16 protein-coding genes and 1 riboswitch are annotated in these 19573 nt (G+C 51.3%); all 16 genes read right to left on the reverse strand.

Translation table 11 applies throughout. The annotated features are described in order from the left end of the window. Nucleotides 1-409 precede the first annotated feature (409 nt). Complete coding sequence (gene purF / locus HPT30_RS01710) at nucleotides 410-1906, reverse strand: amidophosphoribosyltransferase (protein WP_175369809.1); 1497 nt, start codon at nucleotides 1904-1906, stop codon at nucleotides 410-412. Then, complete coding sequence (gene purL, locus HPT30_RS01715; RefSeq protein ID WP_175369810.1) at nucleotides 1891-4137, reverse strand: phosphoribosylformylglycinamidine synthase subunit PurL; 2247 nt, start codon at nucleotides 4135-4137, stop codon at nucleotides 1891-1893. Before purL ends, purF begins: the two co-directional genes overlap by 16 nt. Further along, complete coding sequence (purQ, locus tag HPT30_RS01720) at nucleotides 4115-4804, reverse strand: phosphoribosylformylglycinamidine synthase subunit PurQ (RefSeq protein ID WP_066379415.1); 690 nt, start codon at nucleotides 4802-4804, stop codon at nucleotides 4115-4117. Before purQ ends, purL begins: the two co-directional genes overlap by 23 nt. Nucleotides 4805-4809: 5 nt before the next feature. Beyond that, on the reverse strand, nucleotides 4810-5055 hold the full coding sequence (purS, locus tag HPT30_RS01725) for a phosphoribosylformylglycinamidine synthase subunit PurS (protein WP_066379412.1): 246 nt from the start codon (nucleotides 5053-5055) through the stop codon (nucleotides 4810-4812). 46 nt (nucleotides 5056-5101) lie between these two features. Continuing rightward, complete coding sequence (locus HPT30_RS01730; protein ID WP_175369811.1) at nucleotides 5102-5992, reverse strand: phosphoribosylaminoimidazolesuccinocarboxamide synthase; 891 nt, start codon at nucleotides 5990-5992, stop codon at nucleotides 5102-5104. A 910-nt stretch (nucleotides 5993-6902) separates the two neighbouring features. Then, on the reverse strand, nucleotides 6903-8198 hold the full coding sequence (purB, locus tag HPT30_RS01735) for an adenylosuccinate lyase (RefSeq protein ID WP_066379404.1): 1296 nt from the start codon (nucleotides 8196-8198) through the stop codon (nucleotides 6903-6905). A 6-nt stretch (nucleotides 8199-8204) separates the two neighbouring features. Continuing rightward, a complete protein-coding gene (purK, locus tag HPT30_RS01740; protein ID WP_376766981.1) occupies nucleotides 8205-9608 on the reverse strand; it encodes a 5-(carboxyamino)imidazole ribonucleotide synthase in 1404 nt (467 codons plus the stop codon). Beyond that, on the reverse strand, nucleotides 9605-10090 hold the full coding sequence (gene purE / locus HPT30_RS01745) for a 5-(carboxyamino)imidazole ribonucleotide mutase (RefSeq protein WP_175369812.1): 486 nt from the start codon (nucleotides 10088-10090) through the stop codon (nucleotides 9605-9607). Before purE ends, purK begins: the two co-directional genes overlap by 4 nt. A gap of 222 nt (nucleotides 10091-10312) precedes the next feature. Next, a riboswitch (purine riboswitch) is annotated at nucleotides 10313-10414 on the reverse strand. A 246-nt stretch (nucleotides 10415-10660) separates the two neighbouring features. After that, nucleotides 10661-11095 carry a universal stress protein gene (locus HPT30_RS01750; protein ID WP_175369813.1) on the reverse strand — a complete coding sequence of 145 codons (435 nt, stop codon included), beginning with the start codon at nucleotides 11093-11095 and terminating at the stop codon, nucleotides 10661-10663. 53 nt (nucleotides 11096-11148) lie between these two features. Next, nucleotides 11149-11412 (reverse strand): DUF1294 domain-containing protein, encoded by a 264-nt coding sequence (locus HPT30_RS01755; RefSeq protein WP_066379397.1) that lies wholly within the window; start codon nucleotides 11410-11412, stop codon nucleotides 11149-11151. A gap of 511 nt (nucleotides 11413-11923) precedes the next feature. After that, nucleotides 11924-13147, reverse strand: coding sequence for an MFS transporter (locus HPT30_RS01760; protein WP_175369814.1), 1224 nt, complete (start codon nucleotides 13145-13147; stop codon nucleotides 11924-11926). A gap of 228 nt (nucleotides 13148-13375) precedes the next feature. Next, on the reverse strand, nucleotides 13376-14578 hold the full coding sequence (locus tag HPT30_RS01765; protein ID WP_175369815.1) for an MFS transporter: 1203 nt from the start codon (nucleotides 14576-14578) through the stop codon (nucleotides 13376-13378). Nucleotides 14579-14728: 150 nt separating this feature from the next. Then, nucleotides 14729-15163, reverse strand: a complete 435-nt coding sequence (locus tag HPT30_RS01770) for a MerR family transcriptional regulator (protein ID WP_175369816.1) — start codon at nucleotides 15161-15163, stop codon at nucleotides 14729-14731. 300 nt (nucleotides 15164-15463) lie between these two features. Beyond that, complete coding sequence (locus HPT30_RS01775) at nucleotides 15464-17113, reverse strand: S8 family serine peptidase (protein WP_175369817.1); 1650 nt, start codon at nucleotides 17111-17113, stop codon at nucleotides 15464-15466. Beyond that, nucleotides 17097-19244 (reverse strand): peptidase domain-containing ABC transporter, encoded by a 2148-nt coding sequence (locus tag HPT30_RS01780; RefSeq protein WP_175369818.1) that lies wholly within the window; start codon nucleotides 19242-19244, stop codon nucleotides 17097-17099. Before HPT30_RS01780 ends, HPT30_RS01775 begins: the two co-directional genes overlap by 17 nt. Next, a complete protein-coding gene (locus HPT30_RS01785; protein WP_376766982.1) occupies nucleotides 19237-19491 on the reverse strand; it encodes a response regulator transcription factor in 255 nt (84 codons plus the stop codon). Before HPT30_RS01785 ends, HPT30_RS01780 begins: the two co-directional genes overlap by 8 nt. Nucleotides 19492-19573 lie beyond the last annotated feature (82 nt).

The raw sequence follows: 19573 nt of genomic DNA on the forward strand, positions 1-19573 counted from the left end.
CGCCTGCCAAGCACGGGCGAGAAAAGCACACACCGCATTTGCGTAGCAAACAGGAATTAGCTTTTCGAGCCCACGCCCTTGATGCGAAGCCAAGCGCCTGCCAAGCACGGGCGAGAAAAGCGCAGGCCGCATTTGCGTAGCAAACAGGGATTAGCTTTTCGAGCCCCAGGCGCTTGGAGCGAAGCCAAGCCGCCAACCATCCCCCGGCGTGCAGCATGCCGCCAGGGGGCGGAACGCCGTAGAGCTTGTCCCGCCTTTGCCGGAGGCAAACAGGGACAATGCGGGCACCCGCACCCCAGTACCCTTAGCAAGTTAAAACCAAACACCTACCACCAAGCTTTCGGGTGGCCGGAGGGCAGCGCCCTCCGGGGTCCCCCTTAGCAAGGGGGATTTAGGGGGATGGACAACCTTAGCAGGAGCAGCCATCCTTCTCCGCCCCGCCGAAATCCACCTGCGTCGGGTAATCATTATCAAAACAGGACAGGCATAGCCCGCCTTTATAGTCATTACTGTTATAGCCGCCGATTGAGCTGATCAGCCCTTCTGGTGTGAGGAACGCGAGGGAATCCGCGTTAATCTCTTCACACATTTCCTCAATCGTCTTATAGGAGGCGATGAGTTCCCGGCGGTCCGGCGTATCAATGCCGTAGAAGCACGGGTTTTTGAACGGCGGCGACGTGATCCGCACGTGTACCTCCACTGCTCCTGCTTCGCGCAGCAGATTGACGATACGGCGCGAGGTCGTGCCGCGTACGATAGAGTCGTCAATCATAACGACACGCTGGCCTTCCACGACACGGCGCACGGCGCTCAGCTTCATCTTAACGCCTTGCTCACGCAGTTCTTGGCTAGGCTGGATGAAAGTCCGGCCCGTGTACTTGTTCTTGATCAGCCCAAGCTCATACGGAATGCCCGTCTGTTCAGCATAGCCAATAGCCGCAGAGATACTGGAATCCGGCACGCCAGTTACGATATCCGCATCGACAAAAGCTTCCAATGCCATCCGGCTGCCCATCCGCTTGCGTGCAGCGTGCAGGTTCGAGCCGTTCAGATCGCTGTCGGGACGCGCGAAGTAAATGTACTCCATCGCGCACAGTGCCTTGCGCTTCGGTTCTGTGAAGCGGTCTTCCCGAAGACCGTCTTTATCAAGCACGAGCAGCTCTCCCGGCTCGATATCACGTACGAACTCTGCACCAATGGTCTCCAGAGCGCAGGACTCCGAGGCGAATACATAAGCTTCGCCGACACGTCCCATGACCAGCGGACGCAAACCGTGCGAATCGGAAGCCACCAAGAGCTTGTCATTAGTCATCAGCAGAAAAGCAAACCCGCCGACAAGTTGCTCCAAGGCATCCTTAGCCGCTTCGACAAAATCCTTCGGTGAACGCGCAATCAGATGTGCTAGCACTTCTGTATCGCTTGTGGTCTGGAAGATCGAACCGCTTTGCTCCAGCTGACGCCGGATCAGCGGCTCGTTAACAATGTTACCGTTCGTGGCAATCGCCAGATCGCCGTCACGGTACTTGAATACAAGCGGCTGCGCGTTGGTCAATCGGCTGTCACCACTGGTGGAATAACGGACATGCCCAATGGACATGTCGCCGACCAGCGAGGCAATTCTGTCTTTGTCGAATACTTCTTTAACCAATCCCATGCCGCGGTGATAGTTAAAATCGCGTCCGTCTGCCACGCAAATGCCCGCACTCTCTTCCCCACGGTGCTGCAAGGCATGCAGACCGTAATAGGACATAGATGCAGCTTCCGGGTGTCCGAAGACCCCGAAAACGCCGCATTCTTCTTTTAACGTATCAAAAATATCTCCCGAGCCCGTTCCTTCATTGTAAAAGTCGCCGGTCCACAGAATAGGCTCCGTCTGCTCTTTCCCGGTCTTTATTTCATAAGACATGGAATGGCATCCTCCCAAACGGACTTCAGCGCAGGTACCGGCTCATCAAGCGCGGCTACGTCGTCCAAGTTCACACGCAATCTGTCTCCGCCAACGGTTCCGATGACTTCTACAGGAACTCCAGCTGCAGCAATCGCAGCTTTCAGCTCTTCAGCCCGATCCGGTGCTGCTGTCAAAATAATCCGCGATTGGCTCTCGCTGAACAACGCCACATCACGGCGAAGCCCATTCGCTGACAGGTTCACGTTAGCACCGATGCCACCGCTGATACAGCTCTCAGCCAGCGCCGCAGCCAGGCCACCTTCGGACAAGTCGTGCGCTGAACGTACCAACCCGCCGCGAATAGCGCCAAGTACGACATCAAGCAGCTTCCGTTCAACCGCAAGATCCAGCTCCGGCGGACGGCCTTCAGTTACACCGTGCACCGCATACTGGAACTCACTGCCGCCAAGCTCTGCTTTGGTCGTACCTAGCAACAAGATCGCATCGCCTTCCTGCTTGAACGCTTGGGTCGTAATATGGTCAGTATCGGCGATCAGACCCACCATACCAACAACTGGTGTCGGATAGATCGCACCGGAAGCATTTTCGTTGTACAAGCTGACGTTTCCGCCAATAACCGGTGTATCCAGCACACGGCAAGCTTCCGCCATACCGTCAACAGCACGTTCCATCTGCCAGAAAATATCCGGTTTCTCCGGGCTGCCGAAGTTCAAATTGTCTGTAATCGCCAGCGGCTCCGCCCCGGAGCAGACAATGTTACGTGCTGCTTCGCTGACGGCAATCCGTCCGCCTACTTCAGGATCAAGATAGACATAACGGCCGTTACAGTCCGTTGTCATCGCCAGACCTTTACGTGTTCCTTGAATCGTTACTACTGCCGCATCCGAACCAGGACGAACCGCAGTGCTAGTCCGTACCATGTAGTCGTATTGGTTATACACCCATGCTTTACTTGCTACGGTTGGTGATCCAAGAATGCTGCGGAGTGCGCCGCCCAGATCAGTCACTTCTTCATAACGCAGTGTATCTACCGCTGCATTTTCTTCATAATAAGCAGGTACAGTAGATGGCTTGTCATACACAGGACACTCATCGACCAACGCCGTTACCGGCATATCGCCAACTACTTCACCGTGATGGAACAGCTTCAGACGTCCGTCATCTGTAACCTTACCTACTTTGCGGCAGATTACGCCCCAACGGTCAAAAATCTCCTGGGCCTGCGCCTCATCCTTAGGCTCAACTACGAACAGCATCCGCTCCTGGGATTCCGACAGCATCATTTCATAAGGGGTCATGCCTTCCTCACGCTGCGGCACTTGATCCAAATACAGCTCCAGACCGTTGCCCGCTTTGCTCGCCATTTCCGCACTGGAGCAGGTCAGACCGGCTGCGCCCATATCTTGAATACCGAGTACGATACCGCTGTCGATCAGTTCCAGACAGGACTCCATAACCAGCTTTTCCATGAATGGATCGCCTACTTGTACAGCTGTACGTTTAGCTTCCGATTCCTCACTCAGTTCGACGGAAGCAAAGGTTGCCCCGTGAATGCCGTCCCGGCCTGTAGGAGGCCCTACATAAAAGACAGGGTTGCCCACACCTTTAGCGACACCGCGCTGGATTTTATCATGATCGATCAAGCCCACACACATCGCATTAACGAGCGGGTTACCATCATAGCTATCGTCGAACATAATTTCGCCGCCGACAGTCGGAATGCCGATACAGTTACCATAGCCTGCAATTCCGGATACTACATGCTCGAACAAATATTTTACCCGGTCGCTTTCAAGCTTACCGAAACGAAGGGAGTTCATCAGCGCCACTGGTCTTGCACCCATGGAGAAAATATCACGAATGATACCACCCACACCCGTTGCCGCACCTTGGTAAGGTTCTACCGCGGAAGGGTGGTTGTGGCTTTCGATTTTGAAAACAACAGCCTGATTGTCACCGATATCTACGATACCCGCGCCTTCGCCCGGTCCCATCAGGACACGCGGTCCAGTCACCGGAAAACGGCGGAGCAGCGGTTTGGAGTTCTTGTACGCACAGTGCTCGGACCACATTACGCTGAATACACCGATTTCCGTGTAGTTCGGCAAACGGCCCATGAAGGACGTAATCAGCTCATACTCGCTGTCCGACACGCCGAATTGACTGTAAATTTTCTGCTCTTTGATCTGTTCTGCGGTCGGTTCCTTAGCGGATACTTGCTGCGCCATGACGATCCCTCCAGGTCTTCAAGATTGATGTGAACATCCGTTTACCGTCTTCCGAGCCCAGCAGGCTGTTGACTGCACGTTCAGGGTGAGGCATCATGCCAACTACGTTGCCTGCTATATTGCTAACTCCTGCAATGTCAGCCACGGAACCGTTAGGATTGTCGCTGTATGTGAATACGATCTGACCATTTGCTTTCAATTGCTCAAGTGTCTCTTCATCACAGTAATAGTTGCCTTCGCCGTGTGCGATTGGAACAACGATCTCTTCGCCTTCGGCGTAATCCACGGTGAATGGTGTCCCATTGTTAACCACCTTAAGCACCGTATCATGACAGCGGAACTTCATCGACTCGTTGCGGCGCAGTGCGCCCGGCAATAGCCCAGCTTCGGTAAGAATCTGGAACCCATTGCAGATACCCAGTACGAATTTGCCTTGCTCAGCAGCTTTAGCCACTTCAGCCATTACAGGAGCAAATCTGGAAATGGCGCCGCAGCGCAGATAATCTCCATAAGAGAAGCCGCCTGGAACGAGAATGCAATCATAGGCCGACAGGTCTGTCGCCGTATGCCACACATAATCAACCGGTTCACCGAGGCTTTCTTCTACCGCTTTATAGCAGTCAATATCACAATTGGAGCCCGGAAAGACAAGTACCGCAAATTTCATGACTTTTAGTCCTCCAATTCGTAGCGGTAATCCTCGATCACCGTGTTGGCAAGCAGCTTTTCACACATATCTTTAAGGCGTACTTCCGCTTCAGCGCGGTCATTTGTATCCAAAGTCAGCTCCATATATTTACCGATACGCAAACTTTCTACTTCTTGAAAGCCAACTGAGTGCAGCGCACCCTGAACTGCTACCCCTTGGGGATCGAGCACACTTTTCTTAATGGTGACATAGACCGTTGCTTTTAACATACGCTTGTAGTTCCTCCTAAAAGTTTGTGGGCATACCGTAGAGCATCTATAGAGACTTGCCGGTAAGACGATGATAAATATCCAGATAACGACGGGTGGTTTCCTCTACCACTTCACTTGGAAGCGGGTCAGGCGTGCTATTCTTGTCCCAGGAAGAGGATGCAAGGTACGAACGTACCGGCTCCTTATCCATACTGTCAATCTCAATATCAAGCTGGTAATTGTCCTTAGCCCAGAAGCGTGAAGCATCCGGTGTAAAAATCTCGTCGATCAGAATCACCTTGCCATCCAGCAGACCGAACTCAAATTTGCAATCCGCGAGAATGATGCCCCGCTCGGCGCAATATTCTCTGGCAAAAGCGAACAGCTTCAGGCTCTTCTCCTTCAGCTCAAGCGCCAGCTCCGCTCCGATCAGTTCCTGCATCTTCTCGAAGGGAATGTCCTCGTCGTGGCCGACATCATTTTTAGCTGCCGGGGTAAAAATCGGCTCCGCCAGCAGCGCATTCTTGCGCAGGCCTGCGGGAAGCTCAATACCATTGACCTTGCCGGTCTCCTGGTACTGTCTCCAGCCACCGCCGGTGATGCAGCCCCGAACCACGCATTCGATGTCGATACGTTCCGCCTTGCGGGCCACCATAACACGGTTGCGCAAAGCTTCCCGATCCTTGACGATACCGCCAAGCTGGTCCACATCAATATGCACCACGTGGTTCTCGATCAAGCTCTTCGTCTGGCCGAACCAGAAAGCACTCAGCCGGTTAAGCACATTGCCTTTCTCCGGCACTGCCGGATCCAGCACATAGTCGAACGCAGAGATACGATCCGTGACGACGATCAATACGTTTTCCCCTAAATCGTACAGCTCACGAACCTTCCCTTTATAGAGCAGCGGCGCATCAATGAGTTCCACGGCTGTGGATATGGCCGGTGATGTCATGACCTTTCCTCCCTTGAACGAATGATCCTATAACTTTGCGAAACCTGTAATTTTGCGAAACCTGTAATTTTGAGAAAAGAGTAACTTTGCAAAAAGAGTATCTCCTGCTACGTTGCTTCTTGTAAGCGGCATATACGGCATTTCGGCATTTCACTGCGAAGAAAATTGGGCTTCAATTCGAATTGTAGTTTGGACTTCAGCGTGATTAGTGCCAGCGTGTCGGCAAACAAAGCAGGTTCGACGCATAAATAACGGCATTTCTGTACCTTAATTTGCAGCAACCAGGGGAGAATTTCAGATTAAAGGCATTTTTGTACCTTAAATCTTCCAAATTCCACTCTTGGAGGGCTTATCCTTAAAAATAAGGTACAAAAATGCTCTTATATTCCTTTTTGAGCCCTAAACAGGAGATATAAGGTACAATATTGCCGTTAATTGCAAATCGAGCTAATGCTAACAGCCTTAACAAGCCCTGAGTTTGTTCTACTACTATTCGGTGGGCAAAACCATGCAGCAATGTGCATCAGTCTGCTACTCGGTAGGTAAAACCAGGCAGGCCTACGTTCATCACACTACTCAGTAGTCAAAACCAGGCAGGCCTACGTTCATCACACTACTCGGTAGTTAAAATCAGGCAGGCCTACGCTCATCACACTACTACTCGGTAGTCAAAACCAGGCAGGCCTACGCTCATCACACTACTACTCGGTAGTCAAAACCAGGCAGGCCTACGTTCAGCGCACTACTACTCGGTAGTTAAAACCTTACAGCAATGCACCCGCTCCACTGCTACTGAGCAAGCCAACCATGAAGTCCTACGTCATCTCAACCGCTACTCGTAGAAAAAACCTTACGCACTGCGTCCGCCTTACCGCTACTTAGCAATTCAAGCCTTATAACTTCTATTTAATTAAATAAGCTCCAGCTTGCGGAAAATGGTATCCACATGCTTCAGGTGCCACGAAGGGTTGAAGGCATCTTCAATTTCTTCCGGGCTGAGCACATTTGTGATCTCAGGCGTAGCTTCCACGATGTCGCGGAATTGTGTCTGCTCTTCCCAAGCCTGCATCGCGCGTGGTTGTACGGTGTCGTACGCCTGCTCGCGGCTGAGGCCTTTGTCGATCAGCTTCGTCAGAATGCGGCCGGAGAACGGTACGCCGAAGGTGCGGTTCATGTTGCGCTTCATGTTTTCCGGGAAGACGGTCAGGTTCTTCACGATGTTCCCGAAACGGTTCAGCATGTAGTTCAGCAGCATGGTCGCATCCGGCAGGATGATCCGCTCTACAGAAGAGTGGGAGATATCACGCTCATGCCAGAGCGGCACGTTTTCGTAAGCAGTGACCATATGGCCGCGGATCACGCGTGACAGGCCGGAGATATTTTCGCAGCCGATGGGGTTGCGTTTGTGCGGCATAGCAGACGAGCCTTTTTGTCCCTTGGCAAAAGCTTCTTCCACCTCGCGGATTTCGCTCTTTTGCAAAGCGCGGATTTCAGTAGCGAATTTGTCCAGTGAAGTGGCAACCAGTGCCAGTGCAGCCATGTACTCAGCATGACGATCGCGTTGCAGGGTCTGTGTCGAGATTGGCGCCGGGCTAGTGCCCAGCTTGCGACAGACGAACTCTTCTACAAACGGGTCGATGTTGGCATACGTGCCAACAGCGCCGGAGATTTTACCGAACTGCACACCGTCAGCTGCGCGGCGGAAACGCTCCAGGTTCCGTTTCATTTCCTCGTACCAAAGTGCCATTTTGAGACCAAAAGTAGTCGGCTCGGCATGAACACCATGTGTACGGCCCATCATCGGGGTATCTTTATAGGCAATCGCCTTGTCTTTCAGAATCTCAATAAAGTTAATAATGTCCTTCTCCAAAATCTCGTTCGCTTGGCGCAACAGATATCCCAGCGCGGTGTCAACAACATCCGTAGAAGTCAGGCCGTAATGCACCCATTTACGCTCCGCACCAAGGCTCTCGGATACGGCACGGGTAAAAGCGATCACATCATGGCGGGTTTCCAGCTCAATCTCATTAATGCGGTCGATATCGAATTTGGCATCCTTACGTAGCTTAGCCGCATCTTCATGCGGGATTACGCCAAGTTCAGCCCATGCTTCACACGCGCACAATTCTACTTCCAGCCATGCGGCAAATTTATTCTCTTCGGTCCAAATGGCCCGCATTTCCGGTCTGCTGTAACGTTCGATCATATCTTTTCAGTTCCTCCAAAGGTTAGATTGCTCTACCCAGGACAGCCCGTCTTCGGTGTCCTTGCAAAGCAGGTTGATATGGCCCATTTTACGACCATTTTTGCTCTCTGTCTTGCCATATATATGAAGCTTGGGGATAACCCCCAGCTTATTGGCTATTTCATCATAAGCGCTGACCGTATTTACTGCACCTTCTAAGTGCTGCCCGAGCACATTGACCATGACTACCGGGGTCAGCAGCGTCGTGTCTCCCAGCGGCAGATTGGTGATCGCCCGTACATGCTGCTCGAACTGCGAAGTCGCACAGGCGTCCATAGTATAATGCCCGGAATTGTGCGGTCTTGGTGCCAGCTCATTGACGAACAGCTCACCATCCTCCGTAACGAACATTTCTACAGCCAGCAGGCCGACAGCGTTCAATCCGGTGATCAGTCTCTCCGCCAGCTCGCAGGCTCTGCGCTGAATCTCTTCCGGCACCCTTGCAGGCACAATAGAGAGATGCAGGATGTTGTTCACGTGAATATTCTCCGCAGGCGGGAAGCTCTTCACCTCGCCAGACGCGCTACGGGCGGCAACGACGGAGATTTCGCATTGAAAAGCAACGAATTTCTCCAGCACCAGCTCCGGTACGGCTGCTGCGGTTGATGCGCCCGCTTCACCGGCGGGCGTCCCAGCCACTGCGGCTCCCGGCGCTACCTGCCGGAACGCCGCTTCGAGCTCGGTAGCCTCGCGGATGACGGCTTGTCCCTTGCCGTCATAGCCCCCTGTGGCTGTCTTCAGCACACAGGGCAGACCGAGCTCGGCAGCGGCGGCCTCAAGCTCGGCCAGGCTGCCCACCTTGCGGTACGGGGCGACCGGCACGCCGGCAGCCTCGATCGCAGCTTTTTCACGCAGGCGGTGCTGTGTCGTATACAGCAGCGCACTGCCCTGTGGCACGTACGATTCCTCCGCCAGCAGCGCGGCTACGCCTGCGTCGACGTTCTCGAACTCGTACGTGATGACATCGGAGCGGCGCGCCAGCTCACGCGCCGCGTCCTGATCGTTGTAAGCCGCTGCAATCTGCGGCGTCACCTGCCCGCAGGGCGCATCCGGCGCAGGGTCCAGCGCCACGAAGCGGTAGCCCATGGCGCTGCCGGCCAGCGCCAGCATGCGGCCAAGCTGGCCGCCGCCGAGCACGCCGATGGTCGCGCCTGGCAGCAGGGTCCGGGGCGCTACTGCTCCGGACGCCCCCGTTCCAGCCCCACCGGCCGCTGCCGCCCCAGACGTCTCCGTTACACCGTTCGTTCCGCCGGCCGCTACCGAACCAGAACCACCGGCCGCTGTAGCACCCAGCGGCCCGCGGGCGGCGCCGCCGTAACCCGCGCCACCCGCCACATCTGCAGCGGGCAGCTTCTGTGCCTCCGGCCTCATAAGCTGTCGCTGCTTTCCAGCACTTCGGCGGTAATGGCATCCCGCCGCAGCTGCACTCGATCCTGTACCACAGGATCGAACGCGCCGATGATTTGCGCGGCCAGAAGGCCCGCATTCACGGCTCCGGCACGGCCGATCGCTACTGTCGCCACCGGAATCCCGCCTGGCATCTGCACGATCGAGAGCAGCGAATCCAAGCCGTTCAGCGCCTTGGATTGCACGGGCACACCAATGACTGGCAGTATCGTTTTCGCTGCCACCATCCCTGGCAGATGCGCTGCTCCGCCTGCGCCTGCAATAATGACGCGGAGGCCACGCCCTACCGCTTCCTCTGCATATTGGAACATCAGGTCCGGCGTACGATGCGCGGACACTACCTTTTTCTCATAGGATATTTCCAGTTCGTCAAGCACTGCACAGGCGTGCTCCATCGTTTCCCAATCCGATGTACTGCCCATAATGACACCGACTTGCACAGACATGATTTGACCCTGCCTTCCGTAACAATAAGATGGATACACATTAGTTTTCCATAATTCCGAAAAAAAAAGCCCGATTTCCAGACGCATTTTGCTGCGGGAGGATCGGACTGCCAAGGAAATACATGAGGGCGGGTCCCGCTGTCCCTGAATGACGCTTCATCCGGTGCGGGAAAAGCACATACAACATCGGAATGTTACACAGACCCGGTGCTGCTGCGGCTATCCTTCATCACATCTCCTCGTAGTCCGGCAATTTACGGTTCCCGGGTAGAAACTTCCGGGCCATATCCCCGGCTTTATACGAGCTGTTCATAGCTTTAGTTTAACAACGCCCTACACATCATGTCAACTTAAACACGAACATTGTAAAATACAAAAGTTGAAACGTTCGCTTTTGAGTATCTTTCCTTTCGTAATAAAGGGCTATTGTTCTGCAAAACAGATTTATTTTCTTACAAAGGCTAACAGGAATGGATAGTCTCCACCTTCAACTTTGTAAGCCCATAACGGTCTGAACAGGCCTGTACGCAAAAAAGGGGAAAGCCGTCAGCGGCCTCCCCTGCAATCTATTTATTTGACAACCAGCACTGGAATACGTGCACTCTGCACGACATTATGGCTGACACTTCCTAGAACAAATTCACGTATCCCACCAAGTCCACGACTACCGATGACAATAACATCCGCACCATTCTCCTTGGCATAATTCAAAATGACCTCCGCAGGTGAACCCTGCAGCAGCTCTACATGGGCATTCAGCCCTTCCGCCTCAAGACGTCCCTTCACTTCTTCCGTCGTCTTCACTGCGAGATCATAATATTCCTTATTCACCGAAGCCGGCAGAGGCGCGAGAGCTTCCCCGATGAAAAAACGCGGGAAATCAAATGCGTGTACGACATGCAGGGATGAACCTGGTGTGACCTTAGCCAGTTCAATTGCGCGCTCCAATGCTTGATTGGAAGCCTTAGAACCGTCATAGGCGAGCAAAATTTTAGAGAATAACATGTACGCCACCTCTTTTTCTGTTTTGTATAGCAATCATGAGATTCATAATGCCATCATCTTAGAAAATAGCTGTAGAGCAAGGCATTCAGAAGCAGCAGCAGCGGAATTCCGATCCTGAAGGACAGATGTCGCGTCTTGTGGCGCTTGCGGTACATTGCGATCAGCACACCTAGCGCTCCGCCCATGGCCGCTAACAGAAACAGGGTCTTTTCCGGCACCCGATCCCGTCTTTTACGGGCTTTGTTCTTGTCCTCGGACATGACCACGTACCCGATAACATTAATCACCACAAACCACACCATGACCAATTTGACCATTCTTTCCGGCCCCTCCTCCTTGCAACCTATCTACTTCTTATTATATTACCCTTTTCACAAAAAACCAATAATCCGCACCAGCGTTCTGACATTCCGGTGTCCCGGGTTTCCATGTCCTCAAGTTTCGACCGTTTCTGTGCTCTAGACTTTCGGAGATCTCATCTTCTGACCATTCCGATGTCCCGGGTTTCCGTGTCCTCATGTTTCGACCGTTCCGTTGTTCTAGCATTTCGAGTTCTTACATTCTGGACCTTCTCGATGTTCCGGCCTTCCGTGTTCTCATATTTCGACTGTTCCGATTTTCCGGCTTTCCGCGTACTCATGTTTCGGCCGTTACGATGTTCTAGCATTCCGAGTTCTCATATTTCGACCATTCCATGTTCTAGCATTCTGAGTTCTCATGCTTCTATCGTTCTGGAGTTCTGGAGTTCCGAACATTCTGGTATACTTACGTCCCTGTTCCTCTACTCTGCATTCAGCTCTTACGTTCTAACATTCTGCCAGCCATCTCTCAGCGCAAAGCCTTTTTCGCGGGCACTTTCCCCTCGATCCAAACCAAGGACAGCACTGCCGCCAACGTAGCCGCAATCCCTCCTAGCCAAAAGCCACCCTCAAGGCCATACGCCGAGCTCATCCAGCCAGCTACGAATGGTCCGGCAGACATCCCTGCAGCATACACCGCCTGGTAAAAACCCATAGCCGTAGCCCGTTTAGACGGATCAACGCCCGAGACCGACTTACCTAGCAGCAGCGGGAAAATGAGTCCCTGCATAAACCCGTTGCCCACTTGAGTGATGCATAGTGCGGCAAGCGTCGGCATGAATGGGATGGATAGAGTACACAATGCCGTTCCGACAAAACCCAGTAGCAATGTCCCACGGTCACCCAGTAGCTTTCCGAACATACGAGAACCATAGAGAGTGGCTAACGCATGCGGGACCATGAAGGCCAGTGTCAGCCAGCCCAGACTTTCTTTACTTGCCCCGATGCTCAGCGCCTGATTTGGCGTATAACCAAACATCGTAATGAACAGCACACAGTGGGCCAAGGCCGATAACAGCGACACCCTAACCAGCAGCGGTTCCTTGATGACAAGCGCCAAATCCTTGACCTGCATAGCGCCCTCGCTTCGCTCCAGCCTTTGCTCCGGCAAACGTAGGGCCAAGAGCAGGGCCAAGATAGCTACAATACCGCCGATCAGGAACGGTGCACCCCAGCCCCAGTGATCGACAATATAGCCGCTTATCATCATACTGGTTAGTTGGGCAATCACTGTAGTAAACTGCAGCATGCCCATCGCCTTTCCAGCTTCGTCCTTAGAAAAATATCCCGTGAACATCACCGTGTACACCACCCATGCCGACGCCGAAATGCCGGACACGGCTCGTGCCGCAAGTGCCCATCCAGGCGCTGCACCCCACATGAATAGAAAACAACTTGCGGCCGTTGCAATAAGTCCCAAATAAATAAACGGTCGCCTGCGATTCATATAATCCGAACCGATGCCCATTGGCAGACGGAACAAAATCTGCATCAGCCCGTACACACCAAGCACCATACCAACCATCATGTAAGAAGCACCCAAATGCTCCACATAAGGTGAAAGCACTGGAACATAAATATAAGAAGAAAACCAATAGAAATAAACAATGATCAAAAAGAAAAATCGGCTGTTCCGACCTCGCTGTGAGGTACCTGCCGATGGGAGTTGATCTGCCTGCCGCAGATCGGACATACCATCACCTGCTCCATCCTTCATAGTCCGAAGGCTTAGTGTTTCACAGGGTTCGTCTTCGGCCCTTTAAGTAAAACACATCCCTCTCAGGTTTGGAAGATGATGGGGCAAAGCTCTTAATACCCTTCGGATTTTACAGTAAGTCAAGTCGGTGCTGCTAAGAATGTTCCAACTACCCGGCTCATGTGAGCTCCAGGTCCCTTTCTCTCTATATCGACAGATAATCTCTCAGTGTCCGGCAGATGCCGTATCCACATGTGTTAGATACTTACGTCCGAATATGACGATGGCTACCGCTATTACAACGAATAATGCCCCAATGTAAAAAGGAACATGCGGGTTGTACCATTCCGCCAGCTTGCCGGCCAGCCAAGGTGCCAAGGCACCGCCGATGAAACGCACGAAACTGTACGCAGCCGATGCTGTGGACCGCTCTACAGGTGCCGCCTCCATAACAGCGGTTGTTATAAGCGTGTTATTAGTTCCGAGGAAAGCTCCGGCAATGATTACTGCCAGAATCATCGTAATTTGTGAAGAGGTCCAGATCCCCATGACCAGCAGCGTAAGGGCAAAGAGCAGCAGCGCGGCAGACATGGAGCGGATCGACCCGAACCTTTTTTGCAGACGCGGGGCCACAAAGACAGAAGTGAATGCCAATAGCAGGCCCCAGCCGAAGAACACATAACCCAGACCATGCTCATCCAGATTCATTACAAACGGTGTATACGCCATTAGTGTGAAGAACCCGAAGTTGTATAAGAACGCGGTAATCGCCAGCACCAGCAAGCCCGGATGTCTAAGCGCCTTAAAAGGATCAGCCAGGGAAGCCCGGCTTTTCTGTTTTGGAACCTTCGGCATCAATAGCCCTATGGATATAAAAGCAATTGCCATCAGTGCGCCTACGCCGAAGAACGGCCCGCGCCACGAAATCGAACCCAACTCACCGCCCAGCAGCGGTCCGACCGAAATTCCCAGCCCCAAGGCCGCTTCATATAAAATAACCGCCTTGGCCGAGCCGCGCACCGACAGACCTACAATGGCCGAAAGCGCCGTGGCAATGAATAATGCATTGCCGAGACCCCAGCCTGCTCTGAAGCCAACAAGCTGTCCAATGCTGCCTGACATTCCGCCCAGCAGGGCGAACAGTACAATCAATGCCGTCCCCGTCATCATCGTCCATTTCATCCCGATCCGGCTGGAAATGAAACCTGTAACCAACATCGCGATGCCTGTCACCAGATTATAACTGGAGAAGAGCAGTGATACCTGACTCGGCGTAGCATGCAACTGCTTTCCGATGGCTGGCAAAATCGGGTCCACCAACCCAAGTCCCATAAAAGAAATTACGCAAGCAAAAGCCACGGCCCAAACCGCCCGTGGCTGAGTCAATCTTCCGGCATTGTGCTGCAAACCTTCCGAATTTATTCCCATTTTCTTTCCCTCCAAATGTAGATCTCAAGCTGTCCAGACTCTGATGATTATCCATAGACCCCTTCCATTGCTCCAAAACATCCCTGGATCGCTGCCTCATATCCTCCAGCTCTGCTTGGAATGAAGTCATCTTTTCCAGCTTAGTATGACTTAACTCTCCTGTGACTCCAGTTGTCCCAGAACATCCCTGGATCGCTGCCTCATATCCTCCAGCTCTGCTCGGAATGAAGTCATCTTTTCCAGCTTCCGGTCTAGAGCTTCCAACTGTTCACCCAGCTTTTGCTCTAGTTCAATTAGCTTTTCCTTCCGGCCCGGTACTTCGGCTCTCCCTTTGTAATTATTGCGATAGCTTTCCAGCAAATCATGAAAGGCCACAAACTGCTGTAAATCCACCAGTGAGATGCCCAGAACCTCCTTCGCATCCATAATCCTGCGGAGGCTCTCAATATCCTCCTCGGTATATAGCCGCGTACCCTTTTCGCTCCGCTGTGGTGATGCCAGTAGCCCCATCTCTTCGTAATAGCGGATGGTTCGTTTGGTTAGCCCAGTCTCCTGCGCGACCTGTTCAATCTTTAACCAGCTCATAACGGCCTCACAGCCCCCTTTTTGATCTATAATTTCTTTCATTAATATAGAAAGAAATTACCTAGCGCTTATTGCCCAGTGAATCCATGTCGACTTGCTTTTTTATTTCGTTTTTTTATTATATATAATGTTAACGTAAACGTCAAATTTAACATATACAAAAAGCTTCAATTCTTGATATCTAAAAATCCTGTGTTCCACCCCGGAGGAGGAAACACAGGACTGAGTTGAAACCTGTTTCACTTTATAGAGCACTGCTACTGCACAGACTACTTAAGATTATGTGAATTTTGATCTCGCTTACTTGTGTATATTCTTTAATGCTCTATATACATTGACCACACCCGCTCCTAAGTTGGTCCCATAATCCGTGGCATTTTGGAACAACATCCGCTGAATAATGTCCGGACTCATTCTGATCCCTTTTTCCCGCCCCTCTGCAATTAGCAATGCTGCTGCTGCGGAGACTTTGGGGGCCGCAAGACTGGTCCCGATCATAAACTCATAGCCAGCGGGCAGCCCGACAAGCTGACTGAGGAATGACTGGGGTAACTGAGTAGGGTACGTGGTCAAACACATACTTAATAGGTTTAGCTCTCCTTTAGTAAACCATGTGCTACCATAATCACCTGCGGGAGCAGTAATCATATTGCGCAGGCCATAATTAGAGTAATAAGCCAGCTCGTGCTCACGGTTTGAAGCAGCTACGGTAATTACACCCGGCAATCCTCCCGGAGCATGAACCGCCAAATCATTTTTCCAACCCTTGCTTTCAGCCAGACGAAAAGGATTGCCTATATCCAGCCCGTCCGTGCCGGATGAAGCCACTACAACAACCCCTTTCAGATAAGCATAGGCAATGGCCCGCGAATAAGCGATTAGGATGGCCTGATCATCTGGTTTGAGCAGAGATTTATAAGTCCCCAGACTAAGATTAATAACATCAACATCATCGCGCACAGCCTGGATAATGGCTTCGACAACCCATGAACTGTCGGCTTCTCCCTGATCAAACACTTTATACGATGCTAATCCAAGATTGGGTCCAACCCCAAGAAGCCTTCCATTTGCGGCAATCGTGCCCGCAACCATCGTTCCATGTCCTATACGGTCGAACGTATCGGTAACACCAGGTACAAAGGATTTACCTTCACGAACGATGTTGGAACTTAAATCGGGATGCGTCGTATCAATACCGCTATCCACCACTGCAACAACAACATCATGATTTCCGATCTGCACTGATAGGCTTTGTTCGTCGTCCGTTACCTCCTTGATATCCCAACCCCACTGTTGATACAGAAAAGCCTTAGCGGTAAGAGGTGAACCGTCGTTTATACTATCGGTTTGCGCTTCGCGGAGAAAATTCAGCATGTGCGGAGCAGTATTCTTCACAGCGCTGCTCCCTGTCTGCATTCTCATAAAGTTGCTACCATTAACATTGAAGCCCTCTAAAATGTTATCATTATTGTCGCTAACCACAATCTTAGGATCTTCTCCCACCTCTTCGATGCTTTCATCGTAAATTCTGCGCAGCTCCGCTTCCACCTGTTGGAGCTGCGGCAGAGAATAGCCGGCCAGCCTCAGCATGCCTGCCTCGGGAAGCATTGTCACTTCGATCTGTGGGAATTGATCTTGTAATTCTTCGGCATGTTCGGGGAAATGCCCTTCCTTGAAAATAATCAGCCGACTTTGCCGAATTCCTGACAGAACAGCTTCATCTCCGGTCGTGGGAAGATATGTGAAATCCGTAACGGTCACTGGTGGGACAACACCTGTATCCCCCTGATCCATCCACAATTCATGCACGCGCGCCGTCTGTGATGTAAGCGCCCAGCTACTGCTTGAAAACGGTGTGAACAGTACAACGACTGCCAGAATAAGTACTATTAATTTCTGTGCGTGCTTGCCCTCTTTGTTTACCAGCTTTGATTTAAATAGCAATTTCATGTTCTTTGTTCTCCTCACCCGTATATAGTTGATAGTAAAGTCCTTTTTGTGCCAAAAGCTGATGATGCATCCCCGTTTCAACTATGCGTCCCTCTTTCATCACAATGATCCGGTCAGCATTGATGACTGTGCTGAGTCTATGAGCAATGATGATCCGTGTACAATTCATAGCTGATAACGCACTGTCAATCTCCGTCTGAGAGAGGTTATCCAATGCACTCGTAGCCTCATCAAGCAGCAAAACTTGCGGCTGGTTGACCAGTGCCCGTGCCAAAAGTAACCTCTGGCGTTGTCCACCCGAAAGACTAGCGCCATTCTCGGAAACAATTGTTGCGTAGCCGAGAGGAAGCTTCAAAATGTCATCATGTATACTGGCCATTTTGGCAGCCTCCACAACCCGCTCCAGAGGAATACTTTCATCCAGCATTCTAATATTATCCTCGACGGTTCTTTGAAAGAGCTTGGTTTCCTGAAGAACGGCACCGATACATCGCCGCAATGAAGAAAATTCTAACTGTCCAATAGACTGGCCGTCATATAATATTTCCCCTTCCGTGGAGCGGTACAATCCGAGCAGCAGCTTAGCGAGCGTGCTTTTCCCGGAACCGGAAGGGCCGACAATAGCCAGCTTTTCTCCGCGTTTAATACTTAGGTTCACATTTTGCAAAACATCGGATGAAAAGGCAGAATATCGGTAGGAGACATTATTCATCATAATTTCCCCTTTCAACTCCGTTATCTCTTCGTGTCCTTCCTCCTGCTCCGCCTTTGCCTCAACGACATCATGAATTCTTTGTAAATACGATCCAACCGACAACAGCTGAGTATAAGCGGAACCGAGAGAAACAATCGGTATCATAAAGGCAGCCGCCAGCGCATTGAATCCTAGCAATCCCCCAAGTGTGATGGTTCCTTGAACAACCGCTCTGCTTCCTGTCCATAACAGTAGTAACGGTAGAATGAACTGAATACCGGAAGAAAATGAGTCCAGAAGCGAGATCCAAATACTGCGTTTTTGTGTGGTGCTGAGCTGATCACGGAACAAGCGGGCCCAGGATCCGTACAATTGTTTTTCAGCCCCCAAAAGCTTTATATCCGTGATGCCATAGATGCATTCCGCCAAGAAGCTCTGCGTCCTGCTCTGTTGAGTGATTTCCCTACTGGCAAACTGCTGAGTAATCATTGTGGTAACAATAAGGATGGTAAAAATGCCTACGCCCACTCCGATAACCATACTTCCTAGTGCAGCCGAGGTAGTAAGCATCAGAGCGGCGTAGGAAACAAGCAAAATAAAATCAATAATAATGCTTACCATTCGGTTTGAGAGTATCTGTCTGATATAAACATTGGCATTGGTGCGGAAGAGCAACTCCCCTCCGGTTCTCGACTCAAAGAAGGAGTATGGGAGACGAAACAGTTTGCCTATAAAGGTCTCCATCATCAGCATATCCATGGCGGACTGAAGTTTGGCCAGGAACCAGCCTCTCAACATGGAGAACAGCTCGTAGAAGATAAAGAGAGAAAGCAACGCGACACCAATGATAGACATTTTATCCTGTGAAGAGTCCAGCAACAGATGGTCTGCAATGTAAGCTGTAAGTTGGGGTGCCACTAAACCGAAGCTTTGCAGAACAAGGGACACAATCAGGATATACAAAAGCCATTTAGGTTGTTGCAAAGCCAGTTTCACAAAAAAGCTCCACTTGTTTTTTCCCTTCCTTCGCTCAAGTGACTCCTCAGGTGCAAGGCAAAGAATGTAGCCGCTATAAAGAGATTCAGCCTCTTTCCTTGGTATTCGTTTACGACCGAAGGAAGGATCAACAATGGTTACACTGCGTTTGCCAATTCGCTCAATGACAACAAAATGCTTCTCCTCCCAATGGGCAATTGCCGGCAGAGGCAGGCCTTGAAGCTGATCAAAATCCGCTTTGAAGCCCTTACTTTTCATGCTGTAGCCCGATCCAATACTGATTAACTGCAGAAGCGAGCTGCCTCCTCTGCTTAATCCGAACCTCTCACGGATTTCATGAAGTGAAACAGAGCATCTATAGTAGGCCAACACCATAGCCATGCATGCTATACCACATTCGGCATCCTCCATTTGCTCAATGAACGGTACTCTTCTACGCATGGGTGAGGTCCCGCTTCAGCATTCTTATCTCTGCTTCAATCGCCGATTCAGGCGGAATAATCCATCCAAAATGATAGGCTAGTATTCCAATTTCCACTCTAGACAATATTCCCCATTTTTCTTTAATTCTAAAGATAATCTCCCCGACTCTTCTGCGGCTGATATACAGCTTTTGTGCAATATCGATATCTTTCATTCCTTGGGCGATCAAAATCGCCACTTCTTTTTCCTTTTCGCTCAGGTCCAAGATCTTCAGCTCTCCTTTCAAATTTAACGGTTCAGCTTTAATGTTAGGGAGGTTTGTCTCCTCTTGCACCGAAAATTCAAGT

This window comes from Paenibacillus agri, assembly GCF_013359945.1.
Classification (GTDB): Bacteria; Bacillota; Bacilli; order Paenibacillales; family Paenibacillaceae; genus Paenibacillus_AQ; species Paenibacillus_AQ agri.